This window comes from Acidovorax sp. FG27, assembly GCF_040365715.1.
Classification (GTDB): domain Bacteria; phylum Pseudomonadota; class Gammaproteobacteria; order Burkholderiales; family Burkholderiaceae_C; genus Paracidovorax.
This window is the reverse complement of the sequence record NZ_BAABVY010000010.1, coordinates 212222-238546: the sequence shown is the minus strand read 5'-3', so window position 1 is coordinate 238546 and position 26325 is coordinate 212222. Positions and strand designations below refer to the sequence as shown.

General features: G+C 71.1%; 21 protein-coding genes. 7 read left to right on the top strand and 14 right to left on the bottom strand.

Annotated features, from left to right (window positions below; all coding sequences use genetic code 11):
* Window positions 1-27: 27 nt before the first annotated feature.
* Complete coding sequence (locus ABWV53_RS14955) at window positions 28-1440, bottom strand: acyclic terpene utilization AtuA family protein (protein WP_353366927.1); 1413 nt, start codon at window positions 1438-1440, stop codon at window positions 28-30.
* A 132-nt stretch (window positions 1441-1572) separates the two neighbouring features.
* Here ABWV53_RS14955 and ABWV53_RS14950 point away from each other — a divergent pair, with 132 nt between their 5' ends.
* Entirely contained in the window at window positions 1573-2481 is a 909-nt protein-coding gene (locus ABWV53_RS14950) for a LysR family transcriptional regulator (RefSeq protein WP_353366926.1), read from the top strand.
* Between the two features lie 247 nt (window positions 2482-2728).
* The gene (locus tag ABWV53_RS14945; RefSeq protein WP_353366925.1) at window positions 2729-4798 is read left to right on the top strand and encodes a PhoX family protein; all 2070 of its coding nucleotides are present in this window, start codon (window positions 2729-2731) and stop codon (window positions 4796-4798) included.
* Window positions 4799-4934: 136 nt separating this feature from the next.
* Here the strand turns inward: ABWV53_RS14945 and ABWV53_RS14940 are convergent, their stop codons facing one another.
* From ABWV53_RS14940 to ABWV53_RS14920, 5 genes are all read right to left on the bottom strand, one after another.
* The gene (locus ABWV53_RS14940; protein WP_353366924.1) at window positions 4935-5846 is read right to left on the bottom strand and encodes an alpha/beta fold hydrolase; all 912 of its coding nucleotides are present in this window, start codon (window positions 5844-5846) and stop codon (window positions 4935-4937) included.
* Between the two features lie 87 nt (window positions 5847-5933).
* The gene (locus ABWV53_RS14935) at window positions 5934-7583 is read right to left on the bottom strand and encodes an ABC transporter ATP-binding protein (RefSeq protein WP_353366923.1); all 1650 of its coding nucleotides are present in this window, start codon (window positions 7581-7583) and stop codon (window positions 5934-5936) included.
* Window positions 7580-8611, bottom strand: a complete 1032-nt coding sequence (locus ABWV53_RS14930; RefSeq protein WP_353366979.1) for an ABC transporter permease — start codon at window positions 8609-8611, stop codon at window positions 7580-7582. Before ABWV53_RS14930 ends, ABWV53_RS14935 begins: the two co-directional genes overlap by 4 nt.
* Before the next feature lie 76 nt (window positions 8612-8687).
* On the bottom strand, window positions 8688-9722 hold the full coding sequence (locus tag ABWV53_RS14925; RefSeq protein ID WP_353366922.1) for a microcin C ABC transporter permease YejB: 1035 nt from the start codon (window positions 9720-9722) through the stop codon (window positions 8688-8690).
* A gap of 218 nt (window positions 9723-9940) precedes the next feature.
* The gene (locus tag ABWV53_RS14920; RefSeq protein WP_353366921.1) at window positions 9941-11752 is read right to left on the bottom strand and encodes an extracellular solute-binding protein; all 1812 of its coding nucleotides are present in this window, start codon (window positions 11750-11752) and stop codon (window positions 9941-9943) included.
* A gap of 109 nt (window positions 11753-11861) precedes the next feature.
* Here ABWV53_RS14920 and fabI point away from each other — a divergent pair, with 109 nt between their 5' ends.
* Entirely contained in the window at window positions 11862-12659 is a 798-nt protein-coding gene (gene fabI, locus ABWV53_RS14915) for an enoyl-ACP reductase FabI (protein ID WP_353366920.1), read from the top strand.
* Window positions 12660-12726: 67 nt separating this feature from the next.
* Window positions 12727-13632, top strand: coding sequence for a DNA ligase (locus tag ABWV53_RS14910; protein WP_353366978.1), 906 nt, complete (start codon window positions 12727-12729; stop codon window positions 13630-13632).
* A gap of 16 nt (window positions 13633-13648) precedes the next feature.
* Here the strand turns inward: ABWV53_RS14910 and epsC are convergent, their stop codons facing one another.
* The 7 genes from epsC to ABWV53_RS14875 form a co-directional block, all read right to left on the bottom strand.
* Complete coding sequence (gene epsC, locus ABWV53_RS14905; protein WP_353366919.1) at window positions 13649-14593, bottom strand: serine O-acetyltransferase EpsC; 945 nt, start codon at window positions 14591-14593, stop codon at window positions 13649-13651.
* 126 nt (window positions 14594-14719) lie between these two features.
* Window positions 14720-15517 carry a MetQ/NlpA family ABC transporter substrate-binding protein gene (locus ABWV53_RS14900; RefSeq protein WP_353366918.1) on the bottom strand — a complete coding sequence of 266 codons (798 nt, stop codon included), beginning with the start codon at window positions 15515-15517 and terminating at the stop codon, window positions 14720-14722.
* A 178-nt stretch (window positions 15518-15695) separates the two neighbouring features.
* Entirely contained in the window at window positions 15696-17273 is a 1578-nt protein-coding gene (locus ABWV53_RS14895; RefSeq protein ID WP_353366917.1) for a methyl-accepting chemotaxis protein, read from the bottom strand.
* Window positions 17274-17421: 148 nt separating this feature from the next.
* A complete protein-coding gene (locus tag ABWV53_RS14890; protein WP_056664756.1) occupies window positions 17422-18087 on the bottom strand; it encodes a methionine ABC transporter permease in 666 nt (221 codons plus the stop codon).
* A gap of 6 nt (window positions 18088-18093) precedes the next feature.
* Window positions 18094-19167 (bottom strand): methionine ABC transporter ATP-binding protein, encoded by a 1074-nt coding sequence (locus ABWV53_RS14885; RefSeq protein ID WP_353366916.1) that lies wholly within the window; start codon window positions 19165-19167, stop codon window positions 18094-18096.
* A 276-nt stretch (window positions 19168-19443) separates the two neighbouring features.
* A complete protein-coding gene (locus ABWV53_RS14880; RefSeq protein ID WP_353366915.1) occupies window positions 19444-21573 on the bottom strand; it encodes a hybrid sensor histidine kinase/response regulator in 2130 nt (709 codons plus the stop codon).
* 229 nt (window positions 21574-21802) lie between these two features.
* Window positions 21803-23035, bottom strand: a complete 1233-nt coding sequence (locus ABWV53_RS14875; RefSeq protein WP_502903909.1) for an MFS transporter — start codon at window positions 23033-23035, stop codon at window positions 21803-21805.
* A gap of 110 nt (window positions 23036-23145) precedes the next feature.
* On the opposite strand from ABWV53_RS14875, the gene ABWV53_RS14870 reads away from it, so the two are divergent.
* The 3 genes from ABWV53_RS14870 to ABWV53_RS14860 all read left to right on the top strand — a co-directional run bounded on the left by ABWV53_RS14870 (window position 23146) and on the right by ABWV53_RS14860 (window position 25149).
* Entirely contained in the window at window positions 23146-24099 is a 954-nt protein-coding gene (locus ABWV53_RS14870; protein ID WP_353366914.1) for a LysR family transcriptional regulator, read from the top strand.
* A gap of 118 nt (window positions 24100-24217) precedes the next feature.
* Complete coding sequence (locus ABWV53_RS14865; RefSeq protein ID WP_353366913.1) at window positions 24218-24685, top strand: DUF1090 family protein; 468 nt, start codon at window positions 24218-24220, stop codon at window positions 24683-24685.
* Window positions 24686-24777: 92 nt separating this feature from the next.
* The gene (locus ABWV53_RS14860; RefSeq protein ID WP_353366912.1) at window positions 24778-25149 is read left to right on the top strand and encodes a c-type cytochrome; all 372 of its coding nucleotides are present in this window, start codon (window positions 24778-24780) and stop codon (window positions 25147-25149) included.
* 296 nt (window positions 25150-25445) lie between these two features.
* On the opposite strand, the gene ABWV53_RS14855 is transcribed toward ABWV53_RS14860, so the two are convergent.
* Window positions 25446-26315, bottom strand: a complete 870-nt coding sequence (locus tag ABWV53_RS14855) for a DUF2894 domain-containing protein (RefSeq protein WP_353366911.1) — start codon at window positions 26313-26315, stop codon at window positions 25446-25448.
* Window positions 26316-26325: the final 10 nt, after the last annotated feature.

The following is a 26325-nucleotide window of genomic DNA, read 5'->3' as shown; positions in this document are numbered from 1 at the left end:
AAGGACCGCTCTCTTGCGATGGATGCGTCATGGGTTCATGGATCCTTGCGGCAGCACGCCCGGCGCGGCGCCTTCATGCAGCCAGTCGAAGCCGATGGCCACGGCCTCGCGCGGCACCAGACACGACACCGTGCCCAGCCGTGGCCGCATGGCCGTGCGCACACCGCCGCCGCCCGCCGGGCCGCAGCAGTAGAGCGCCGTCACCTCGCGCACCAGCCGCTGGGCGGTGGCATGGTCGCGGTGCTGCCAGGCGACGCGCAGGCGCACGTCCCGGGCGTCATCGCCCTGCCCCGCCGTGGCGGGGTCGTGCCGCCAGCCGCTGTCGTCGCCGCCGAACACGCTGGTGACGCCGATCAGGTCGATGCGCAGGGGGGCCACGCCGGCCACCCGTTCGTGCAGCACCTCGCCGGCCAACCGGGCGCGGGCACCGGCGCGGGGGCCGGCGTAGGAGATCTCGCCCTCGGCGAACCAGCCTGATTCGAAGCACACGTTGACCTTGAGCGTGGCCGGCTGCGCATGGCCGCGCACGCCTTCCAGGCGCACGCTGTCCGGGCCGTCCTGCGTGACGCGCGCCTGGGTGATGTCGGCCACCACGTCCGGCGTCAGGTAGGCGGCGGGGTCGTGCAGTTCGTAGAGCAGCTGCTCCTTCACCGTGCGCTCGTCCACCCGCCCGCCGGTGCCGGCGGGCTTGGTGATGGTGCAGTGGCCGTCGGCGTCGATGCGGGCGATGGGGTAGCCCAGCCGTGCGAGGCCCGGCACGTCCTTGTAGCCCGGGTCGGCGAAGTAGCCGCCTGTCACCTGCGAGCCGCACTCCAGCAGGTGGCCCGCCATGGTGGCGCGGGCCAGCCGGTCCCAGTCGTCCGGGGCCCAGCCGAAATGCGCGAGCGCCGGGCCCAGCACCAGCGAGGGGTCGGCCACCCGGCCGCAGACCACCACGTCGGCTCCGCCGCGCAGCGCGTCGGCGATGGGTTGCGCGCCGATGTACGCGTTGGCGCTGACGATGGGCTCGGCCGGCAGGGCCGCGCCCAGCGCGGACTGCAGCAGTGCGCGGTGCGCGGGGCCGCTCAGGTCGTCGCCCCGCACCACGGCGATACGGGGCGGGCGCGCACCCGACTCCTGCGCCAGTTGCGCGATGCGGCGGGCGGCCCCCAGCGGGTTGGCCGCACCGAAGTTGCTGACGATGCGCACGCCGTGCTGCAGGCACCGCGCCAGCACGGGGCGCAGCAGGTCGTCCAGCAGCGGCTCGTAGCCTGCATCGGGCTGCGTGCGGCGGGCCAGTTGGGCCAGCGCCAGCGTGCGCTCGGCCAGCGTCTCGAAGATCAGCACCGAGGGCTGGCCCGATGCGATGAGCGCCTCCACCACCGGCGCGGCCGCATCGGTGCGGTCACCGGAGAAGCCGGCCGCGCAGCCGATGAGCAGAGGGGGTGGAGTCGTCGCCATGGTCGCGTCTTTCGCAGTGCCTTGCAGGTCGCGGCGATCGGGCCGCGTCGTCTCTGGGTGTGTCGGGCCACTGTAGGCCGCACGGGCTCGTCTGTGAAATAGATAATCAGGATCAATTCATCTGGAAGGCGAATGAATATCTCCACCCGCCAGATCGACGCCTTCCTGGCGCTCGCGGCCCAGCGCAACTTCACCCGGGCGGCCGCGCAGTGCCACCTGTCGCAACCCGCCTTCAGCGCCCTGGTGCGGGCGCTGGAGGACGACCTGGGCCTGCGCCTCTTCGACCGCAGCACCCGGCACGTGGACCTGACGCCCGAGGGCGCGAACTTCCTGGAATCTGCCCGCCGCATCCGCGCGGAGGTGGACGCCGCACTGGCCGGCGTGCGCGACGCGGTGACGCTACGGCGCGGCCGGGTGGCGGTGGCGCTGCTGCCGTCGCTCGCGGCGGGCTGGCTGCCGCAGGTGCTGGCCACCTACCGCGCCGCGCACCCGGGCGTGGAGCTGGACATCGCCGACGTGCTGTCCGAGCCCTGCATCGAGCAGGTGGCCGCCGGCAAGGCCGACTTCGCCCTCGCCGCCATCCGCGCCGACACGCCCGAGCTGCGCGCGGAGGCCTTCTGCACCGACGGCTTCCACCTGGTCTGCCGGGACGACCACCCGCTGGCGCCGCGGCCCGGAGCGCGCGGCAGGCGCGCCGCCGTTTCGCTGGGCGACCTGGCCGCCTGGCCGTTCATCCACCTGGCGCGCACCAGCAGCGTGCGGCAGTACCTGGAGGCCGCCTTCCACCCGCAGGCCATGCATACGCTGATGGAGGTGGAGCAGCTGGCCACGGTGATGGGCATGGTGCGCGCCGGCCTGGGCATCAGCGTCGTGCCCACCCTGACGCTGTTCCACTTCGACCAGCCGGGCCTGGTGACCCGGCCGCTGGCCCTGCCCGGGCTCACGCGCCAGATCTACCTGGTGCGGCGGCGCGACCGGGGCCTGTCGCCCGCCGCGCAGGCGCTCTACGCGCTGGTGATGCAGCAGCGGCCCGCGAGCTGACGCCATCGGCAGGCAGCAGCGCCCGGCAGGCGTCCGGTGCGGGCCCACCCACCTCGCCCACCCACCCCGCCCGCATCGCCCCACAACCCAGCACGCGGATCAGGGGCATCTGACACGCGGATGTCATCGATCGATTTCTAGACTGCGCGGCGACCGTTGGGTCCCCGCCGCGTCCCTGCCTGGCCAGCCATGCTGGCCTGGGCAACGGGACGGCATTCCGCCTGTGCCATCACACTGAATCCACCCCATGAGCCAAACCACTTCCGATTCCGCCGTCCGCAACACCAGCGCCAACGAGCCCTTCAGCGCCATCCTGGAAAAATCCCTCTCGCGCCGCACCCTGGCGCGGGGCAGCCTGGGCGCCGCCCTGGCCGTCATGACCGGCAGCGTGTTGAGCGCCTGCGGCGGCGGCGGAAGCGACGACGCCTCGTCCAACCCGCCCGGCACGGGCGGCGGCGGCAGCGGTGAAACGCTCAAGCTCGGCTTCCAGTCGCTGCAGAGCAGCATGACCGATGCCTGCGTGGTGCCGGCCGGCTATGTCGCCCAGGTGCTCGGCGCCTGGGGCACGCCGCTCGACGACATCGCCCAGCCCTGGAGCCGTGACGGCAACAACACCTCCAACGACCTGCTGCACTCCACCGGCATGCACCACGACGGCATGCACTACTTTCCGCTGCAGGGCTCGTCCACCGAAGGCCTGCTGGCCGTCAACCACGAGTACATCGACGAAAGCGCCCTGCACCCGGCCGGCCCCACGCAGGTGGGCGGCAAGCGGCCGGCCGAAGAGGTGCGCAAGGAGATCAACGCGCACGGCGTGTCCATCCTGCACATCCGCCTGCAGGGCGGCCGCTGGGCCATCGTGAAGAATTCCCGCTACAACCGCCGCTTCACCGCCGCCACGCCCATGGCGCTGGCCGGCCCCGTCGCCGGCTCGGCCTCGGTGCGCACGCCCTTCTCGCCCAACGGCCGGCAGGTGCGCGGCACCAACAACAACTGCGGCAACGGCTTCACCCCCTGGGGCACCTACATCACCGCCGAGGAAAACTGGGCCGCGTGCTTCGTCAACACCGGCACGCTGACGCGCGATCAGAAGCGCGTGGGCGTGCAGGCGGCCAAGGGCCGCTACCTGTGGGAGACGGCGGCCGGCGACGCCACGGAGCAGTTGGGCGAATTCGCCCGCTTCGACAACACGCCCCGGGGCGCCGACGCCACGCAGGACTGGCGCAACGAAGCCAACGGCTTCGGCTACCTGGTGGAGATCGACCCCTACGACCCCAGCAGCATCGCCACCAAGCGCACGGCCATGGGCCGCTTCGCGCACGAAGGCTCGGCGTACGCTCCGCCCGTGGCGGGCAAGCCGCTGTCCTTCTACAGCGGCGACGACTCGCGCTTCGAATACCTCTACAAGTTCGTCTCCGCCGCCGCCTGGGACCCGAAGGACGCCGACCGCACGGACCGCCTGGCCGTGGGCGCCAAGTACCTGGATCAGGGCACGCTGTACGTGGCGCGCTTCGACGCCAGCGGCAAGGGCGAATGGCTGGCGCTGGCCGAGGGCACGAAGAACGCCGCCGGCCGCACGCTGAAGGAAGAGTTCGGCGGCATCGACCAGATCCTGCTGAACACGCGCGGCGCCGCCGACTTCGTGGGCGCCACCCCCATGGACCGGCCGGAATGGACCGCCGCCCACCCCACCAACGGCGATGTGTACGTCACGCTCACCAACAACACCTCGCGCAACGCGGCGCGCGGCACCAACCCGGCCAACCCGCGCCTGAACAACGTCAACGGCCACATCGTGCGCTGGCGCGACCAGCCGGACAGTACCGTCTTCCAGTGGGAGATCTTCGTCTACGGCTCCGACGCGGGCGCCGATGCCGACACCAACCGCTCGGGCCTCACGGCGCTCAACCAGCTGGCCAGCCCCGACGGCCTGTGCTTCGACGGCCGCGGCATTCTCTGGGTGCAGACCGACAACGGCATCGACGGCGGCCGCAACAACGCGGTGGCCAAGACCACCAACGACCAGATGCTGGCCGTCATCCCGCCCGCCATGGGCGCCACGCCGGCCACCGGGCCGGTCATCAACGGCGGAAACCAGGGCGAGCTGCGCCGCTTCTTCGTCGGCCCCAACGAGGCGGAGATCACCGGCTTCGCCTTCACGCCCGACCACAAGACGGTGTTCCTGAACGTGCAGCATCCGGTGAACTGGCCGGCCTACGACACCGAGGACGCCACCGCCGCGCCTACCGGCAAGGTGCGCCCTCGCTCCTCCACCGTGGTGATCCAGCGCAAGGACGGCGGCGCCATCGGCGTCTGACGGACGAAGGGGCCGCTCCGCCTGCGGTCCCAACGCTATGAAAAGTAGAGCACCCCGCGCTTGTGCATCAAGCGCGGGGTGCTCTTTTGGCTTGGAAAAGAGGGCGCGACCGGGGCGGCCGCGGTGGGCGCGTGGCTCAGTCGCCCTGCGCGGCGCCTTCCCGCAGGAACGGCAGCACCGCCTCCAGCAAGGCGTCGGGCGCTTCCTCGGCGATGTAGTGGCCGCAGGGCAGCGGCCCGCCGCGCACGTCGGTGGCCACGCGGCGCCACTCGGCCAGGGCGTCGAAGCAGCGCTCCACCACGCCGTCGCGTCCCCAGAGGGCCATCAGCGGCATCTCCAGGCGGCGCCCCGCGTCGCGGTCGGCGCGGTCGTGCTCCAGGTCGATGCCGGCCGCGGCGCGGTAGTCCTCGCACAGGCCGTGCGCCGCGCCGGGCAGCGCCAGGCACCGGGCGTATTCGGCCAGGGCGCGGGCATCGAACGGCGCCAGGCCCGCGCTGCGCCGGCCCACCACGTCGCGCAGGTAGGCGGCAGGGTCGGCCTCGATCAGCCGCTCGGGCAGCGGCGCCGGCTGGATGAGGAAGAACCAGTGCCAGTAGGCCCGGGCGAACGCCTCGTCGGTCTGCTCGTACATCGCCACCGTGGGGGCGACGTCGAGCAGCGCCAGCCGCCGCACCGCCTGCGGATGGTCGGCCGCGAGCCGGTGCGCGACGCGCGCGCCCCGGTCATGGGCCAGCACGGCGAAGCGCTCGTGGCCCAGGTGGCGCATCGACGCCAGCATGTCGGCGGCCATGGCGCGCTTGCTGTAGAGCGCATGCCGGTCGTCGCCCGCCGGCTTGGCGGAGTCGCCGTAGCCGCGCAGGTCGGCCAGCACCAGGGTGAAGTGCCGCGCCAGGCGCGGCGCCACCCTGTGCCAGATGGCGTGGGTCTGCGGGTGGCCGTGCAGCAGCAGGAGCGGCGGGCCTTCGCCCCCTGAGGCGGCGTGGATGTGCACGCCCGGGGCGGTGGGAATGTCGTGGCGGGTGAAGCCGGGGAACAGGGATTCGGTCATGGAGGCGGTGTGGGCGACGGGAGGGTGACCGCCTGCGGGCCACCCGAGGGCGGCCGGTGAGGCGGGACGGCGGACCGGTGAGGTGGGTCAGGCGGGCAGGGCCGCCGCCACCAGCTTTTGCGTATAGGGGTGGCGCGGCGCATCCAGCACCTGGGCGACCGGCCCGGTTTCGAGCACCTCGCCGTCCTTCATCACGAGCACGTCGTGCGCCATGGCGCGGATGACCGCCACGTCGTGGGTGATGAGCAGGTACGAGAGACCGCGCTCTTTCTGCAGCCGCTGCAAGAGCGACAGCACCTGCTGCTGGATGGTGACGTCGAGCGCGCTGGTGGGTTCGTCCAGCACCAGGATCTGCGGCTCCACGATGAGCGCGCGGGCCACCGCCAGGCGCTGGCGCTGCCCGCCGGAGAATTCATGCGGATAGCGCTCCAGCAGGCCCGGGAACTGCGCCTCGGCGAGGCCCACGTCGGCCAGGGCCGCCTGCACCTTCGAGCGCCGCTCGGCGGGGGGCAGGCCCGGGGCATGCACGCGCAGGCCTTCGCCCACGATCTCTTCCACCGTGAGGCGCGGCGACAGCGACGAGAACGGGTCCTGGAACACCACCTGCACCCGGCGCCGCAGGGCCTGGTTGGCCGGCGTGTTGCGTTGCGCGGGCAGCTCCCAGGCGCGGCCCTCGACGGACAACTCGCCCTGGTGCGGCAGCAGGCCCAGCAGCGCCTGCGCCAGCGTGGACTTGCCCGAGCCCGATTCGCCCACCACGCCCAGCGTGCGGCCGGGCGCAATGGCGAAGTCAGCGCCCTTCACCGCCACGAACTCGCCCTTGGCGAACCAGCCGCGCAGGCCAGGCAAGGGTGTCGGGTAGGCCACCCGCAGGCCTTGCGCCCGCGCCGCCAGGGGCGCATCGGCGGGCGGCGGGGTATCGACCACGTCGCGCACCGGCACGCTGCCGATCAGGCGGCGCGTGTAGGGGTGCCGGGGCGCGGCGAACACGTCGCCGACGGCGCCCTCTTCCACCAGCACGCCGCGCTCCATCACCGCCACGCGGTCGGCGAAGCGCCGCACCAGGTTCAGGTCGTGGGTGATCATCAGCACCGCCATGCCGGTCTGCCGCTGCAGGTCGGACAGCAGGTCGAGGATCTGGCCGCGCAGCGTCACGTCCAGCGCGGTGGTGGGCTCGTCGGCCAGCAGCAGGCGCGGCCGGCTGGCCAGCGCCATGGCGATCATGGCGCGCTGGCGTTGCCCGCCGGAGAGCTGGTGCGGGAACGCCCGCGCACGCCGGGCGGGGTCGGGAATGCCGGTGCTCGCCAGCAATTCGACGGCCGCCTGCCCCGACTGGCCGCGCGCCAGGGCCTCCTTGAGCTCCAGCACCTCGGCGATCTGGTCGCCCACCGCCATCAGCGGGTTGAGCGCGGTCATCGGCTCCTGGAAGATCATGGCGATGTCGCCGCCGCGCACGCCGCGCAGTTCGCGCTCGGACAGCGCCAGCAGATCGCGCCCGCCCATCCAGGCATGGCCGCCCAGCTGCGCCTCGCCCGTGAGGCGCAGCAGCGACAGGGCCGTGATGGTCTTGCCCGAGCCGGATTCGCCCACCAGCGCGAGCTTTTCGCCGGCCGCGATGTCGAAGCTGACGCCGCGAACGACCTGCTTGTCGCCGAAGCGCACGTCGAGGTCCTGCACGCGCAGCAGCGGCTCGCCCTGGCGATGCGGGGCGGGTGCCTGGGAAGCGTCGGTGGTCATCGGTCGGCCTTGCGGGGGTCGAGGGCGTCGCGCAGCGCGTCGCCCATGAAGGTGAGCAGCAGCAGCGTGCCGACCAGCACGCCGAAGGTGCTGAGGGAAATCCACCAGGCGTCGATGTTGTTCTTGCCCTGGCTCAGCAGCTCGCCCAGGCTGGGCGTTCCGGCCGGCACGCCCAGGCCCAGGAAGTCGAGCGAGGTGAGCGACAGGATCGCCGCGCTCATGCGGAACGGCAGGAAGGTGACCACCGGCGTGAGGCTGTTGGGCAAAATGTGCCGCCAGATGATCTGCCCGTTGGGCACGCCCAGGGCGCGGGCGGCCTTTACGTAGTCGAGCTGGCGGTTGCGCAGGAATTCGGCGCGCACGTAGTCCGACAGCCCCATCCAGCCGAAGAGGCTCAGCAGGATGAGCAGCAGCGAGAGGCTGGGCGAGAACAGCGCGCTGAAGATGATGAGCAGGTAGAGCTCGGGCATGGAGCTCCAGATCTCGATGAAGCGCTGGAAGGCGAGATCCGTCCGGCCGCCGAAGAAGCCCTGGATGGCGCCCGTGAGCAGGCCCAGCACCGTGCCGGTGAAGGTGAGCGCCAGGCCGAACAGCACGCTCACGCGAAAGCCGTAGAGCAGCTGCGCCACCATGTCGCGGCCCCGATCGTCGGTGCCCAGCCAGTTCTCGGCCGTGGGGGCCGACGGGTTGGGCGACCTGGCGAAGTAGTTGACGGTGTTGGGCCCGTAGGGGTTCAGGGTGTAGAGCGCCCAGTTGCTCCCCGTGCGCAGGCGGTCCTGGATGAACGGGTCCAGGTAGTCGGTCGGCGTATCGAAGTCGCCGCCGAAGGTCGTCTCCGGGTAGGTCTTGAAGAGCGGAAAGTAGGTCTGCCCTTCGTAGCGCACGATGAGCGGCCGGTCGTTGCTGACCAGCTCGGCGCCCAGGCTGAGGGCGACCAGCACGCAGAAGACGATCAGGCTCCAGAAGCCCAGCCGGTTGCGCTTGAAGCGCTGCCAGGCGCGGTGGGAGGGTGAGGATGGGGGCGACATCGAGCGCCCGGGCGCGGGCACGGTAGCGGTCACACTGGCGGAGGAAGGCGGCGGCGTCGTCGCGTTCATGGGCGGGTCAGTCGAACTTCACGCGGGGGTCCACCCACACGTAGCAGAGGTCGCTGATGAGCTTGGTGACCAGCCCGATCAGCGTGAAGAGGTAGAGCGTGCCCAGCACCACGGGGTAGTCGCGGCGGATCACGCTCTCATAGCTGAGCAGCCCGAGGCCGTCCAGCGAGAACAGCGTCTCGATCAGCAGCGAGCCGGTGAAGAACGCGCCGATGAAGGCCGCTGGAAAGCCGGTGACGATGGGAATCAGCGCGTTGCGAAAGACGTGCTTCCAGAGCACCTGCCGCTCGGAAAGGCCCTTGGCCCGCGCCGTCAGCACGTACTGCTTGCGGATCTCTTCCAGGAACGCGTTCTTGGTCAGCATGGCCGTCACCGCGAAGCTGCCCGCCACCATGGCCGTCACCGGCAGCGTGATGTGCCAGAGGTAGTCGGCGATGCGGGCGCCCCAGCTCAGCTGGTCCCAGTTGGACGATGTGAGCCCCCGCAGCGGGAACCACTGCAGCTGGCCGCCGAAGATGACCAGGAGCGCCACGCCCAGCACGAAACCGGGAATGGCATAGCCCACCAGGATGAGGAGCGTGGTCACCAGGTCGAAGCGCGAGCCCGCCCGCACCGCCTTGGCCACGCCCAGCGGCACGGCGACCAGGTAGCTGATGAAGAAGGTCCAGAGCCCCAGGCTGATGGAAACCGGCAGCTTTTCCTTGACCAGCTCCCACACGCTCTTGTTCTGGAAGAAGCTGGTTCCCAAATCGAAGCGGGCGAACTGCCCCAGCATCTGCCAGAAGCGCTCGGGCGCGGGCTTGTCGAAGCCGTAGAGCGCCTTGATCTGCTCGAGCCGCTTCGGGTCCACGCCCTGGTCGCCCCGGTAGTTCATGCCGCCCGACTCCGCCCCGCCGCCCTTGCCCGCCGCCGTGCGGGCCTCCGCCAGGTACTGCTCCACCGGGCCGCCCGGCACGAACTGGATCACCACGAAGGTCAGCAGCAGCACGCCCAGCAGGGTGGGCACCATCAACAGGAGGCGTTTGGCGATGTAGGCGAGCATGGGTGATTCGTGAGCGCTTCAGTGATTCCCGGCGCTGCGCCGCATCCACGCGCACCGGAAGCAGCGCAGCATGACCCGTCCGATGGCCGCGGAGCAGGCCATGCCAGTGGACGCCGTGGAACTGGCTTTGCCAGGCCACCGGCGGCGTCCCCCTGCCCGCGGTGCGCAGCACGGCGAGAGCGGGGGGAAGGCGCGCAGCGCCTCAGGGGGGTGGTCTCTCACTTGCTCCACCAGGTGGACAGGACCCATTCCTCTGCTTTCGCATAAGGCGGCATGGGCTCGCGGTAACCCAGCCGCTGCTGGTTGTACACGGCGCGGTGCGACGACAGGAACCACTGCGGGATGAGGTAGTGGCTGTGCATGATGATGCGGTCGAGCGCGCGGCAGGCGGGCAGCAGTTCGTCCTTGGTGCGGGCGCGGGTCAGGGCCTGGACCATCGCATCGACGGCCGGGCTCTTCACGCCCGCATGGTTGCTGCCGCCCTCCACGTCCACGCGCTGGCTGCCGAACAGCTCCTGCATTTCCTGGCCCGGGTTGTACGTGCCGGGGTAGTTGAGCGAAATGATGTCGAAGTCGAACTTGTCCATGCGCTGCAGGTAGAGCGCGAAGTCCACCGAGGCGAAGCGCAGCGTGATGCCCAGCTTCTCCAGGTTGCGGATCCAGGGCGTGACGGTGCGCGCGCCGGCTTCCTTGCTGTCCACGTACTCCAGCACCATGGACTGGCCCTGGGCGTTGCGCAGGGCGCCATCGCGGTAGGTCCAGCCGGCGTCGGCCAGCAGCTGGCGAGCACGGCGCAGGTTGTCGCGCAGAGAGTGGCCCTCGCCCTCGGTCACCGGCGGCTGGTACATGGCGCCGAACACAGCGTCCGGCACCTTGCCGCGCCAGGGCTCCAGCAGCGCCAGTTCCTCGGGTCCGGGCGTGCCCCTGGCCTGGCAGTCGGTGTTGCCGAAGAGGTCGGTCACGCGCGGGTAGCTGCCGTAGAACATCTGGCGGTTCATCCAGTCGTAGTCGATCGCAAGGCCCAGCGCCTCGCGCACCCGCACGTCCTTGAGCAGAGGGCGGCGCGTGTTCAGCACGTAGCTCTGGAAACCAGCCGGCAGCTGGTGTCTGAATTCCTTCTTGACCAGCACGCCATGGCGGAACAGCTTGCCGTCGATGCGGCGCGCCCAGTCGCCAGCGGAATAGACGGTCATGAAGTCGAACTCCCCCGCCTTCATGGCCTCGAGCCGGGCCGTGTTGTCGCGGTAGATCTTCACCGTGATGCGGTCGAAGTTGTACTGGCCCCGGTTCACATTCAGGCCCCGCGCCCAGTAGTTCGGGTCGCGCTGGTAGGTGATGTCGCGGCCGAAATCGACCGGCCCGATGCGGTAGGGGCCGCTGCCGATGGGCGTGTCGGTCACGATCTCGTCGAAGCGCTTGGCCTTGCCGTCCGCCTGGCGCCCCCAGGCGCGGCTGAAGATGGGCAGGCCGCCCACGGTCAGCGGCAGCTCGCGGTTGGCCTGCTTGAAGCGAAAGCGCACCGTGCGGCGGTCCAGCACGTCGACGGCCTCCACGTCCTGCAGCAGCGTGGCGTAGCCGGGCGAGGCATGGGGGCCGGTCAGCGTGTCGTAGGTGTGCCTCACGTCGGCCGCCTCGACCGGGCTGCCGTCGTGGAAGCGCGCCTCGGCGCGCAGGCGGAAGGTGGCGCTGCGGTGGTCGGGCGGCACCTCCACGTCCTCGGCCAGCAGGCCGTAGCCGGAGGCGGTCTCGTCCATCGATCCCGTCAGCAAGGTGTCGAACAGCAGGGACGAAAGGTACGCCGGCGGCGAGCCCTTGATGGTGAACGGGTTGTACTTGTCGAAGGTGGAATAGCGCAGGTTGCTCACCATGCGCAGCTCGCCGCCCCGGGGCGCGTCGGGATTCACGTAGTCGAAGTGCGCAAAGCCGGCCGGGTACTTGAGATCGTCCCACAGGGCGTAGCCATGCGCGGCCCACGCCGGCACGGCAACGAGAGAGCTTCCCCACAGCAGACAGATCGCCAAGAACCGCATGCGACAATTCTGCACCACGGCGGCGCCGGGCCAGCGCTGTCGGGGCACATTCCCCGCCGGCACGCCCGGCCGCCCTCTTCCCCCGCATTTCCTCTGGAGAAAACGACACATGGGTTTCCTTGCCGGCAAGAAGCTGCTCATCACGGGCGTCCTGTCCAACCGTTCCATCGCCTACGGCATCGCCAAGGCCTGCCGCGCCCAGGGTGCCGAGCTGGCCTTCAGCTATGTGGGCGAGCGATTCAAGGACCGCATCACCGACTTCGCAGCCGAGTTCGATTCCCAGCTGATCTTCGACTGCGACGTGGGCAGCGACGAGCAGATCGAGCGTATGTTCACCGACCTCGCCAAGACCTGGCCGAAGTTCGACGGCTTCGTGCACAGCATCGGCTTCGCGCCGCGCGAGGCCATCGCCGGCGACTTCCTCGAAGGCCTGTCTCGCGAGTCGTTCCGCATCGCGCACGACATCAGCGCCTACAGCTTCCCAGCCATGGCCAAGGCCGCCCTGCCCTATCTGAACGAGAAGGCCGCCGTGCTCACCCTGAGCTACCTGGGCGCTCTGCGGGCCGTGCCCAACTACAACACCATGGGCCTGGCCAAGGCCAGCCTGGAAGCCAGCGTGCGCTACCTGGCCGAATCGCTCGGCCCCAAGGGCATGCGCGCCAACGGCATCAGCGCCGGCCCCATCAAGACGCTGGCGGCCAGCGGCATCAAAGACTTCGGCAAGCTGCTGGGCACCGTGGCCGACGCCTCGCCGCTGCGCCGCAACGTCACAATCGAGGACGTGGGCAATGCCGCGGCCTTTTTGCTGTCGGACCTGGCGAGCGGCGTGACGGCCGAGATCATGTATGTCGACGGCGGCTTCAGCCAGACCGGAGGTATCAGCCGGGACAGCGCCAATCTGGCCTGAAATCCGGGTCAAAACGGGCTGCGGCGCTGATGGATCAAGCACCTGCAGCTACCGAATCGATAGCATGATGCCATCCCGGCGCCTGCTGTTGCTCGCGGTGGCCGGAGCCCTGGCGGCTCTGCTGGCGCCGCTGCCGGCCCCGGCCCAGGGGAGCGCACCGGCCGCTCCCGCCGTCTGGCTGGCCAACAGCTACCGTGGGGGCGTGCCGCTGAAGGACTACTGGGTCAGCGAGAAGTACGACGGCGTGCGCGGCTTCTGGGATGGCCGCACCCTGCGCACCCGCGGCGGCGAAACCATTCACGCACCCGCCTGGTTCACGCAGGGCTGGCCCTCCACCCCGCTGGACGGCGAGCTGTGGGCCGGGCGCGGCCGGTTCGGCCAGGCGCAGTCCACCGTGCGCCAGCAGCAGCCGCAGGACGCCGCATGGCGCTCCCTCGTTTTCATGGTGTTCGACCTGCCTGCACACGGCGGCCCCTTCGACGAGCGGCTGCCGGCGCTCCAGGAAACCGTCGCACGCATCGCCCAGCCGTGGGTGCGGGCCGTGCCCCAGCAGCGCGTCGCCGACGACGCGCAATTGCAGGCCCTGCTGCGCCGCACCGTGCGTGCCGGCGGCGAAGGGCTGATGCTGCACCGGGGCAGCGCGCCCTACCGCAGCGGGCGCAGCGACGATTTGCTGAAGGTCAAGACGCACGACGATGCCGAAGCCCGCGTCGTCGCCCACCTGCCTGGCCAGGGCCGGCATGCGGGCGTGCTGGGCGCGCTGCTGGTGGAAACACCCGAAGGCCGGCGCTTCAAGCTGGGCACCGGTTTCACCGATGCCGAGCGGCGCGCGCCGCCGTCCATCGGCAGCTGGGTGACCTACCGGTATCGCGGCACGCACGAGGGCAGGCTGCCGCGTTTCGCCAGCTACCTGCGGGTGCGCGAAGACTTCACCCCGTCGGCCCCGGCCCAGGCCCAGGCCGCGACACGCTAGTGGCGCGGCGGGTGGCTCACCGCGCCGCCTCGGTGCCCAGTTCGGCGGCACTGCCGGCGTCGCTGCCGCCGCGTGCCACGGCCTGCGACACATGGCCGCCCGCCGGCACGTCGTGCGTCAGCCATACGTTGCCGCCGATCACGGCGTCCCGGCCCAGCGTGACGCGGCCCAGCACGGTGGCGCCGGCATAGATCACCACGTCGTCTTCCACCACCGGGTGGCGCGGCAGGCCCTTTTGCAGCACGCCTTCGGCGTCGGTCGGAAAGCGCTTGGCGCCCAGCGTCACGGCCTGGTACACCCGCACCCGCTCGCCGATGACCGCCGTCTCGCCGATGACGACGCCGGTGCCGTGGTCGATGAAGAACCCGGCGCCGATGCGCGCGCCCGGATGGATGTCGATGCCGGTCTGGCCATGGGCCAATTCCGCCGCGATGCGTGCCAGCAGCGGCAGGCCCAGGCCGTAAAGCTGGTGCGCGATGCGGTGGTGGATCATGGCCAGCACGCCCGGGTAGCAGAGCAGCACTTCGTCCACGCTGCGGGCCGCCGGGTCGCCCCGGTAGGCGGCCAGCACGTCGCTGTCGAGCAGGCGGCGGATCTGCGGCAACGCCCGGGCGAAGGTCTGGATCGCTTCTTGCGCCTGCCGGGGCGTGTCGGCGTCGCTCGGCAGGCCGTGCTGGCGGGCACTGGCGCGCAGCTCCAGCTGGGCCTGCGCCATCAGCGTGTGCAGCGCCAGATCGAGCGTGTGGCCCACGTACAGGTCCTCGCTTTCCTGCCGCAGGTCGTGCGGGCCCAGGCGCATCGGAAAGAGCGCCCCCTTCAGCTGCTCCAGCGCCTGGGCGACCGCTTCGCGCGAGGGCAGCTCGCGGCCGCCCGGCTCCTGCGAGCGGTTCTGCGACTCGCGCCATTCGCGGCGCACCGCGTGCAGGGATTGCACCAGCTGATCGATCTCGAAATGGGCCATGGGCGGATTCCTCGTCGCGGTTTCCACAAATAAAAAGGCCTGCGCTGCTCGCAAGCCTTGATGCCCGCCGCTCTGGCGGCAGTCTGCGGGCCGCGGAGCGGCCGGCGGGGTCAGCCGGGGTGCCGTTTACCAGCCGGCCAGCACGGCGCCCTTGAACTCCGTCTGGATGAACTGGCGCGTGTCTTCCGACTGGTAGGCCTTCACCAGCTTGGCGACCCAGGGCTTGTCCTTGTCGGCCTCGCGCACGGCGATGATGTTGACGTAGGGGCTCTTCGCGCTTTCCTGCGCGATGGCGTCCTTGCCCGGGTTCAGGCCGGCCGACAGGGCGAAGTTGGTGTTGACGGCGGCGGCATCGAGGTCGTCCAGCGAGCGGGCCAGCTGGGCCGCGTCCAGCTCCACGAAGCGCAGCTTCTTGGGGTTGCTCGTCACGTCCAGCGGCGTGGCCTTCAGGCCCGCGCCGTCTTTCAGCTTGATGAGGCCCTTGTCCTGCAGCACCAGCAGCACGCGGCCGCCGTTCGTGGGGTCGTTCGGAATGCCGAAGCGCGCGCCTTCCTTCAGGTCTTCCAGCTTCTTGACTTTCTTGGAGTACAGGCCGATGGGGAAGTTGACGGTGTAGCCGACCGACACCAGCTTGTAGCCACGGTCCTTGACCTGCGCGTCCAGATACGGCTTGTGCTGGTAGCTGTTGGCGTCCAGGTCGCCGGCCGCCAGGGCCGCGTTGGGCTGCACATAGTCGCTGAACTCGACGATCTGGATCTTCAGGCCGTCCTTCTCGGCCGTCTTCTTCACGGCCTCGAGGATCTGGGCATGTGGGCCGGCGGTCACGCCGATCTTGATGGGCTTGTCTTGCGCCAGAACGCCAGAAGAGAGGCTGGCCGCCACGGAAAGAGCGAGGGTGGCACGGAGCAGGGAGCGCTTGTTCACGACAAAATTACCTTTGTTGGATGGACTGGGCGGTGATCGTAGGGGTTTGCGGGCAGAACCGGAACGAATGGTTGTTCATGTCGTTACAACCAATCGGATATATCGAACGCCATCGTGATTCCGTATCGGGGGCCTGCGGCGGCAATGGCTGGAGACGGCAGACGGCAGACGGAAGACGTCAGGCGTGCCGCAGCTTGAACACGCTCACCACTTGCGCCAGATGCGCCGCCTGCTGCTTGAGGCCATCGGCGGCGCCGGCGCTCTGCTCCACCAGCGAGGCGTTCTGCTGCGTGGCACGGTCCAGTTGCGTCACGGCGTCGCTCACCTGGGCGATGCCGCTGGTCTGCTCGATGGTCGCGGCGCTGATCTCCGCGATCAGGTCGGCCACCCGCTGCACCTGGGTGACGATGTCGGTCATGGTGGCGCCGGCGTCGCCCACCAGCCTCGCGCCCTCCTCGACCCTGCCCACGCTGCTGTCGATGAGCGCCTTGATCTCCCTGGCCGCCGCGGCGCTTCGCTGCGCCAGGCTGCGCACCTCGGACGCCACCACGGCGAAACCCCGCCCCTGCTCGCCCGCCCGCGCCGCCTCCACGGCGGCGTTCAGCGCGAGGATGTTGGTCTGGAAGGCGATGCCGTCGATCACGCCGATGATGTCCGCGATCTGCCGCGAGCTGGCGGTGATGCCTTCCATCGTCGACACCACCTGGCCCACCGCTGCTCCCCCTTTCGCCGCCGTGGCGCTGGCCGACGTGGCCAGTTGCGTCGCCTGGCGCGCAGAGTCGGCGTTGTGCTTCACGGTCGCCGTCATCTGCTCCATCGACGCTGCCGTCTGCTGCAGGTTGGCGGCCTGCTCCTCGGTGCGCTGCAGCAGCCCGCTATTGCCGCTGGCGATCTCCAGCGAATCGGAGGCCATCGCCTCGGAGGCCACGCGCACCTTCTCGACTACCGTCGCCAGGCTGGCCTGCATGGCGGCAAGCGACGCCATCACGCTGCCTTCGCGCAGGCGCCCGCCACCCGCCGCTGTCACCGGGCTCAGATCGCCCGCCGCGACTTGGCTGGCCACCTCGGCCAGCGCCTGGGGTTCGGCGCCCAGCTGATGCACGATGCTGCGCGACACCCACCAGGCCACCGCCCCGCTCAGCAGGAGCGCCAGCACCAGGGCGGTCAGCATCACGAAAAGGAAGCCGCCCGCGTGCCGCAGGGCGGTCTGGTTCTCGGCCTGGATGCGTGCCTCCTCAAAGTCGATCAACCGGTTGATCGAAGCCAGCCACTGCACGTATTGGGGCTTGGCCTGCGTCCACAGCGCCTCGCGCGCGGCGGCGAGGTCGCCCGCCTCCGCCTGCGCGACGATGGTCCGCGTGGTGTTCACCGCCTGGGCTTCGATCTGGCGGATGTCCGCATAGAGGCGCGCCAGTTCCGGCGCGGCGCCGGGCCGGGCGATGAGCTGTTCGAGCGGTCCGGCGGACTGCGCGTAGAACGCGGCGAGCGCAGCGATGGTCTCCACCTCGCGCTGCCGCTCCTGCGGGGTGGCGCTCAGCACCACGTCGCGCACGGCGATAGAGCGGTCATGCGCGGAGCCGCGGAAGTTGATGGCGTAGCGCTGCACCAGCACATGCTCTTCGCTGTTGGCGCGCAGCGCGTCGTTCACCCACTGCACCTTGGCAAGGGCGACCCCCGTCACCACCACCAGCACGGCCAGGATCACGCCGAAACCCAGGTAAAGCCGCCTCGCCACCGTCATCAGAGAAAACCGCATGGAATCGCCTTGTAAACAATTGTTGCCGCGATTCTAGGGTTTGGGCTCTAATCCTGCGGGCCGACCGGTCGATACCCCTTCGCGGTGAAAAGGGACCATCACAGCACCGGTCGCGCCGGCAGACCGGGCCGGCGCGGCGGCACTGCGTTCAGCGGTGGCTGAGCCGGCGCACGGCCCAGTCGCCCAGGCTCTGGACGGCCTGCACGAAGAAGATCAACACCACCACGACGGCGAGCATGATGTCGGGCAGGAAGCGCTGGTAGCCGTAGCGGATGCCCAGGTCGCCCAGACCCCCGCCGCCGATGGCGCCGGCCATGGCCGAATAGCCGGTAAGGCTCACGAAGGTGATGGTCAGGCCGGCCACGATGCCGGGCAGCGCTTCGGGCAGCAGCACCTTCCAGACGATCTGGCCGGTGGTGGCGCCCATGGCCTGAGCGGCCTCGATCAGGCCGTTGTCCACCTCGCGCAGCGACGCCTCCACCAGCCGCGCCACGAAGGGCGCTGCAGCGATGGTGAGCGGCACCACGGCGGCCGCGGTGCCGATGGACGAGCCGGTGATGAAGCGGGTGAACGGAATGATCGCCACCAGCAGGATGATGAACGGCGTGGAACGCACGGCGTTCACGATCCAGCCCACCGTCTTGTTGACGGCGCCGTTTTCCAGCACGCCGCCCTGGTCGGTCAGCCGCAGGAAGACGCCGAGCGGAATGCCGATCAAGGCGCCCGCCAGGCCCGAGATGCCGACCATGATGAGCGTCTCCCAGAGCGAGGTGACGAACAGCTCCAGCATCATTTCAGAAAAGTTCTCGAACATCGCGCTTCACGCCTCCACACCAATGGCGCCCGCACCAGCGGACACCTTGACTTCATCCACCGCCACGCCCTCGGCGCGCAGCTGCGCCACGGCGGCCGCCAGGCGCTGGCCCTCCCCGCTCACGTACACCGCGAGCGAGCCGAAGGTCTGGCCCTGGATCTCGTCGATCTGCCCATGCAGGATGGACAGGTCCAGCCCGTGATCGCGGATCAGGCGCGACAGAATCGGCTGGTAGGCCCGCTCGCCCGAGTAAGCCAGCCGCAGCAGCTCGCCCGTCTCGTGCGCGGGCAACTGCGAGGCCAGGTGGCGCACGTGCTCAAGCACGCTGGCGGGCAGCTCCTGCGGGACGATCTCGTCGATCAGGCTTTGGGTGATCGCCTGCTGCGGGCGGGTGAACACCTGCAGCACCGGCCCCTGCTCCACGATGCGGCCGGCGTCGATCACGGCCACGCGGTCGGCCACCTGCTTGATGACCTGCATCTGGTGGGTGATGAGCACCACCGTCAGGCCCAGCTCGCGGTTCACCTGACGCAGCAGCGCGAGGATGGACCGCGTGGTCTCCGGGTCCAGCGCCGAGGTCGCCTCGTCCGACAGCAGCACCTGCGGCCGGCTGGCGAGCGCCCGGGCGATGCCCACCCGCTGCTTCTGCCCGCCGCTGATCTGCGCGGGGTAGCGGTCGGCCAGCGCCGACAGGCCCACCAGCTCCAGCAGCGGCCCCACGCGCTGCTGGATGGCGGCGCGGTCCATGCCGGCCAGCTCCAGCGGCAGCGCGGCGTTGCCCCACACCGTGCGCGACGACAGCAGGTTGAAGTGCTGGAACACCATGCCGATGCCCCGGCGCGCCTCGCGCAGCTGGGCGTCGTTCATCTGCGCCAGGTCGCGCCCGCCCACGATCACCTGGCCGGTGGTGGGCCGGTTGAGCAGGTTGATGACGCGCACCAGCGAGCTCTTGCCCGCGCCGCTCTTGCCGATGATGCCGAACACCTCGCCCGGCTCGATGTGCAGGTCGATGCCGCGCAACGCCTCCACGGGGCCTCGCGGGCCCTGGTAAATCTGGGTGATACCCCGTAAATCGATCATGTGATGCAAAAAGAGGCACGACGCAACGACGCCCGTGGACGCGAAGACGCTGGCTGCCGCAGACAAAAGGGGTGGAATGTACGGGCCTGGCGGCGCGGGGGCAACGAACCATTCGTTGGTTGGATAGATGCCTGCGTTATGTACCGATGGGGGGGCACACCGGACGCATCGCGCCGCCGTGGCCGGACTCGAATGCTATTTTTATTATAGCTACATGCGCAATATCTACCGGCGCTGAAGGCCGAAATGACCTTCAATTCAGGTGCCGAGCGCCCGTCAGGACAGCGGATACAGCCCGCCCGGAATGGTGTCCGGTTCGGCCGCGCCGGCCCCGCCCGGGGCGGGCACGGTGGGCGGCATCGCGCCCATCACGGTCCGCACCTTGGAGACCAGCGCCTGCGCATCGAACGGCTTGACCAGCAGCTCCATCTGCGCGCCCAGGAAGTTCGGGTTCATCGCCGCCTGCTCCGCGTACCCGGTCATCAGGATCACGCGGATGCCCGGCAGCTTCTCGCGGGCGAAGTCGGCCACCTGGCGGCCGTTCGGGCCGGGCAGGCCCACGTCCGAGAGCAGCAGATCGAAATGCAGCGCGCCGGAGAGCAGCGCCATGGCCTCGGTGCCGCTGGCCGCCTGCATGACCTGAAAGCCCATGTCGCGCAGCAGCTCCACGGCCAGCGACCGCACGGTGTCGTCGTCCTCCACCACCAGGGTGGAGTCCGGACGCTTGTCGGCGGGCTGGCTGTCGAGGAATTCGGACGGCTGCGGCTCGTCCGACGTCTCGGTGCGCACGAAGTACAGATGCACCCGCGTGCCCTCGCCCACCGCGCTGTCGATCACGGCGAGGCCGCCGGTCTGGCGCATGTAGCCGTAGATCATCGACAGCCCCAGGCCCGTGCCCTGCCCGATGGGCTTGGTGGTGAAGAACGGGTCGAAGGCGCGCTCGATCACGTCGCGGGGCATGCCGGTGCCGGTGTCCGCCACCGTCACGCACACGTAGTCGCCCGGCTCCAGGCCCTGGTGCAGGCTGGCCTGCTCGGCGCCCAGCGAGCAGTTGCGCACGGAGATGCGCAGATCGCCACCCTGCGGCATGGCATCGCGGGCGTTGATGGCCAGGTTCAGGATGGCGCTCTCGAACTGGTGCGCGTCGGTAAGCGCCCGCCAGCACGCGTGGGGCACGTCCACGGTCAGGCCGATGTTCTCGCCGCACGTGGTGCGCAGCACCGCCTCCAGGCCGTGCAGCGACTCGCCCAGGTCGACGGCGCGCGACGCCAGCGGCTGGCGGCGCGAGAACGCCAGCAGCCGCTGCGTGAGCGAGCCGGCCCGCCGGGCCGACGCGAGGCCCGCGTCCACGTAGCGGGGAATGTCGCCATAGCGCTGCTGCGCCACGCGCTGGCGGATGAGCTGCAGCGGCAGCACGATGCCCTGCAGCATGTTGTTCAGATCGTGGGCGATGCCGCCGGTGAGCTGGCCCACGGCCTCCATCTTCTGGCTCTGGCGCAGCCGCTCCTCGGCATCGTGCAGCGCGGCGGTCTGCGCCCGCTCCTGCGTCACGTCGCGGCCCACGCCCTGCAGAAAGCCGTCGGCGGGCGTCGCCGTCCAGGCGATCCAGCGGTCGCTGCCGTCGCGGTGCCGGTAGCGCTGCGTGGCCTGGCTGCGGGTGGCGCCGCTCTGCAGGCGGGCCAGCTCGGCCAGCACGTTGCCGGCTTCCTCGGAATGCGCGAACGACAGCACGTGGCGGCCCACGGTCTCTTCCTCGGACCAGCCCAGCGTGGCGGTCCAGGCCGGGTTGACGGTGACGATCACGCCGTCGAAACGGGTGACGATCAGCAAGGCCTCGGAGCTCTGCCAGAGCCGGTTGCGGTCGGCGGTGCGCGCCGCGACCTGGCTCTCCAGCGACATGTTCTGCTCGCGCAGCCGCTGCTCCACCCGCACCTTGCCGGTGGTCTCCAGCACCGTGTCCAGCAGGCCGACCACGTTGCCGTGCTCGTCGCGCAGCGGGCTGTAGCAGAAGGTGAAGTACGCCTGCTCGGGCATGCCGTAGCGGTCGATCTGCAGCTCCCAGTCCTTGATGAAGGTCGACTGGCCCGCATAGGCCGCCTGCACCAGGGGCAGGATCGACGGCCAGATCTCGCTCCACACCTGGCGCGTCGGCTGCCCCAGCGCCTCGGGCTTGTCGCCCAGGATGACGCCATAGGCATCGTTGTAGAAGAAATAGTGCTCCTCGCCCCAGAGGATGCAGCAGGCGATCTGGTTGGCCAGCATCGATTCGACCGCCAGCCGCAGCGCCACCGGCCAGCCGGCCACCGGGCCCAGGGGATGCCGGCTCCAGTCGTGCAGGCGCACCTTCTCGCTCATCCGGCCAGGGGCCTTGGGGAAGTCGGGTGTGGCGACGAGGGGAGCGGACATGGGCAGGGACGGGCGGCCGAGGGGCGGATGAGACAGCGGCAAGGGCCTGCCGCCAGCCCGAAAGTCTAAGGGGGAATGGCACATCGGGCCGCGAAGCCCCTGGGAACCCCGGCAGGAATGCAGCGCAAAGCCCGCGCTGCGCGCCGGGAGGCACCGCAAGGCGCCCACCTGCCGCCCACCCGCCGCCCGCCCCTGCCGTGGCCGCCCCGGCGCCAGGTGGCCGGCCCGATCAACGGCGCGCGGGCGCCAGCCGCACTGCCAGCGCCGCCGCAGACGCCGTGGCCGCGAGGGCCACCACGCCCATCCACCCCCAGTGCGCCAGCACCAGCCCGCCCAGCGCCGCCCCGGCCGACATGCCGGCGAACATGCCGGTGAAGAGCAGCGCGTTCAGCCGGCTGCGGGCGGCGGGCTCCAGGCCGTAGACGATGGTCTGGTGCGCGACCAGCGCCGCCTGCACGCCGAAGTCGAACCCGATGGCGCCTGCCACGATCAGCGCCAGCTGGCCCTGCGGCGGCAGCCAGGCGGCAAGGGCCATCGCGGCGAACGACACGGCCGCCAGCGCCGCCCCACTGCGCGTGACGACCTCCGGCCCGCGCCGGTCCGCCAGCCGGCCGGCCAGCGGCGCCGCCAGCGCGCCCGCCGCCCCCGCCAGGCCGAACGCGCCCGCGGCCGCCGTGCCCAGCTGGAATTGCCCGTGCAGCATCACCGCCAGCGTGGACCAGAAGGCGCTGAAGCCCAACGCCAGCAGGCCCTGCGACAGCGCCGCCCTGCGCAAGGGGCCGTGGCGGCGCCACAGGTCCCACAGCGAGCCCATCAGCGCCGGCCAGCCCAGCCGCGTGGTGGGCGCGAAGCGGGGCAGGCCGCGCCACACGGCCAGCGCCATCAGCGCCACGGCGGCGGCCGCGCCCAGGTACACCGCGCGCCAGCCGCAGGCCTGCGCGCCCAAGCCGCTCACCACCCGCGACAGCAGGATGCCCAGCAGCAGGCCCGTCATCACGGTGCCGACGGCGCGGCCACGCGCCTCGGGCGGCGCCAGCGTGGCCGCGGCCGGCACCACGTCCTGCGCCAGCGTCGCGGCCAGGCCCACCGCCAGGCTGGCCGCCAGCAGCGCGCCGATGCCGGGCGCGAGGCCGCTCAGCACCAGCGCCACGATCAGCGCGGCCGACTTGGCCAGGATGATGCTGCGGCGGTCATACCGGTCGCCCAGCGGCGCCAGCAGCAGCAGCCCCAGGCCGTAGCCGAGCTGCGTCAGCGTCGGCACCAGGCCCACGGTGGACGGTGCGGCCCGCAGCTCCTCGCCCAGCACGCCCAGCATGGGCTGGCTGTAGTAGATGGAGGCGGCGCCCAGGCCCGCCGTGGTGGCCAGCAGCATCAGCAGCGGCGTGCCGATCTGCGCGACCGCCGCGCCGGTGGGTGATTGGCTGGCATGCGTATGCCGAATGGGTGAAGGGGTGGTGTTCATGGTGGAATCCGAGAGGCGCCAGATGGCCTGAGGCGCGATGCAGCGATGGTAGGCAGGCGCTGCGGGCCGCGGTAGCCCCACGGCGCGCACATCCGCTATACGCTCTGCGCATGAACCCAACCCTTGCCGCCGGGGCCGACCGGATCGATCTGCTGCAGACCTTCGTGCGCATCGTCGAGTCGGGCAGCCTCTCCGCCGCCGCGCAGCAGCTGGGCACCACCCAGCCGACGGTCAGCCGCCGGCTGCAGGCGCTCGAGCGCCTGATGGGTGCGCGCCTGCTGCAGCGCTCCACCCACGTGATGAAGCTCACGCCCGACGGCGAGCGCTGCTTCGCCCACGCCCGGGCCCTGCTGGACGACTGGCACGCCATGGAGGCCGACCTGCGCGGCGTGCGCGACGTGCCGCGGGGCACGCTGCGGGTGCTGGCGCCCCACGCCTTCGGGCAGGAGCAGCTGATCGCCCCGCTGGCGGACTACCTGCGGCGCTACCCGGCGGTGGACGTGCAGTGGCTGCTGCACGACCGCCGGCCGGACTTCATCGCCGAGGGTATCGACTGCGCCATCCAGGTCGGCCCGGTGGAAGACCCGGCGGTCGTGGCGATCCTGCTGGCCGAGGTGCCGCGCATCGTGGTGGCCGCGCCCGCCGTGGCGCAGGCGCGGGCAGGCCGGGGGCCGGACGACGTGCGCGGCCTGGAGGCGCTGCCCTGGCTGGCGCTCAACCCCTACTACCGGCGCGAAGTCGCCCTGCACCACCAGGCGAGCGGCGAGGCGCTGCGCTTCTCGATAGCGCCCCGGCTGGCGACCGACAGCCTCTACGCCATGCGCAGCGCCGCGCTGGCGGGGCTGGGCGCCTGCATCGCTTCCGCCTGGGCGGTGCAGGAAGACCTGCGGCGGGGCCGGCTGCTGCACCTGGCGCCCGACTGGCAGGCCGTGCCGCTGCCGGTGTCGCTGGTGTACCCGCCCGCGCGGCACTATCCGGCCCGGCTGCGCAGCTTTCTCGAACTGATGCGGGCCGCCATGCCAGGGCTGACCGGACTGCGGCCGCCGGCGGGCGGCACGCGCTGAGCGGCGCCCCGCGCTGCCCGCCGCTTGGCGCCGCTTGCGCCGCGATGCGCCCTCGTCCGACGGGCCGCGGGCCGGCGCCGTGCCATCCTCGGCGCCATCTTTTCGCAGAAGGTTTTCCATGACGCTCGCACGCACCCTGATCGCCGCCGCCGCACTCGCCGCATCCGCCCTCGCCCACGCCCAGCCCGCCAGCCAGGAGGACTGCAAATTCCAGCACGAACGCCTGACCAGCGAGATGGACAAGGCCAAGGCGGCCGGCGAGGACGCACGCATGCTGTCGCTGGAACGCGCCCGCGGCGAGCTGGCCGTGAGCTGCTCCGAGCCCGGCGCCCGCGCCATGCAGGACCGCCGCATCAGCACCCAGGAAAAGAAGGTCACCCAGATGCAGAAGGCCGTGGACAGCGCCGAAAAAGACGGCAAGGGCGACGCCGCCAAGGCCCGCGCCAACCTGAAGGAAGCCCAGGCGGAGCTGGAACGCCTGAAGCGCGAAACGCCGAAGAAGACCGCACAGCAGCAAGGCGCGCAGACGCCGCAGCAGGCCCGCGCCCAGGCCGAGGCGCAGCCCAAGCCCCAGCAGAAGAACTGACGGCGGCGGCGGAACGCCCACCGCTATCGAAATCAGAGCATCCGGCGCCCTGAATACGGGCGCCGGATGCCTTTTTGCCATTGAAAGAACCCATGACCCCGCGCTACCGCCCCGTTCGCGCCCTCGTGGCCGCCTGGGCGCTCCGCGCGGCGGCCTGCGGCGCTTGGGCGGCCGACACGTCGCAAGCAGCAGACGCCCCGCAGCCCGCCGGCGCGGCGCTGGCGCAGGACAAGGGCTGCCTGCGCTGCCATGCCGTGGCGCGCCATTTCGTCGGCCCGGCCTTCATTCAGGTGGCCGAGCGCTATCGGGACGACGCCGGTGCGGCCGAGCGGCTGGCAGGCCGCATCCGCCAGGGCAGCGTGGGCGAATGGGGCCGGGTCATCATGCCGCGCCAGCCCCAGGTGACGGCCGCGGACGCGGCCACGCTGGCGGCGTGGGTGTTGGCCCAGCGGCCCGCCCGCTGAGCTTTCCGGCCGCTTCAGAACGTGTTTACGATCTCCCAGGGGTCGCGCAGCGGTGTGGGCGGGTGGGCTGCAAGGCGCGGTGCGCAGTGGATAGCTTGGGCCATCCACAAGCGCCGCAACGCCGCAGACCGCCCGCCCACACCGCTGCCCTTCGGGTTGGAGCGAAATCGGGCCATGGCAACGAGTTTTGAGGCTCCGGCTGCTTGCATGGGCACGAGCCCATGCGGCGCATCCGCAGCATCCACTCATCCCGATTGCGATCCAACGCGATCCCCTGCGAGATCGGAAACACGTTCTCAGCGCTTGCGCACCGCCGGCTTGCGCCGGGAGGCCGAGCGCGCGGCCGGCGCCGCCATCGACGCGGCGTGCACCTGCTCCAGCCACAAGAGCGCATCGACGTGCGCGACGAAATGCTGCAGGTAGTCCGGCGACACGTCCTGCATGCCGACCAGCGCACGGTGCAGCAGGTGCAGCGCGTTCAGCGGACCGGCCTGCGGCGGCACCTGGGCCAGGGTCTGGCGCAGGCGCTCGTGCGCCGACAGGCGCGACCAGGTGCCGCGAAAGCGCTGCACCGAGGCGAGCTCCCGCGGCGCGCCCGCCTGCGTGCCGCCGCCGCCGAGCGCCGTGCTCGGCAGAGTGCCGGCGGGCACATCCACGGCCGTGACCGCGCCCGGGGCGGCGGGCTGCCCCGGGCGGGGCTTGGGCGATGCGCGGCGGCCCGTTGCGGGCTCGGCGAATTCCGCCAGCCGATGCGTGACCGTGCCGTCGGCGCCATCCGCCGGCCCGGCCAGCGCATCGGCCAGCCGGCCCAGAGCGCCGCGCCGTGGTGGTGCAGGCGCCGCTGCCGATGCGGCCTGCGCGCCGGAGCCGTTGCCACCGTCACCGTCACCGTCACCGCCCGTCGGCAGCAGGCCCCGGCCGGCCAGCCGCAGCCGCAGGTCGGCCACCAGCACTTGCAGCCGGGCGTCGATCCACTGCCGCGCCGCGCCACCCTGCCCGGCGGCGCGCCGTGCGAGCGCCTCCACCAGCGCGAAGCGCACCGGCTCCGCCCGGTGGGCGCCCAGGGCGTGCCACTCGGCCAGCAGCGCTGGCAGGCCGGCGCCGGCGCACGGATCCGCGCTGGCGCTGGTGCTGACGCAGGGGTCGGCGGGCGCGTTTTCAGCCATGGCGGGCCCT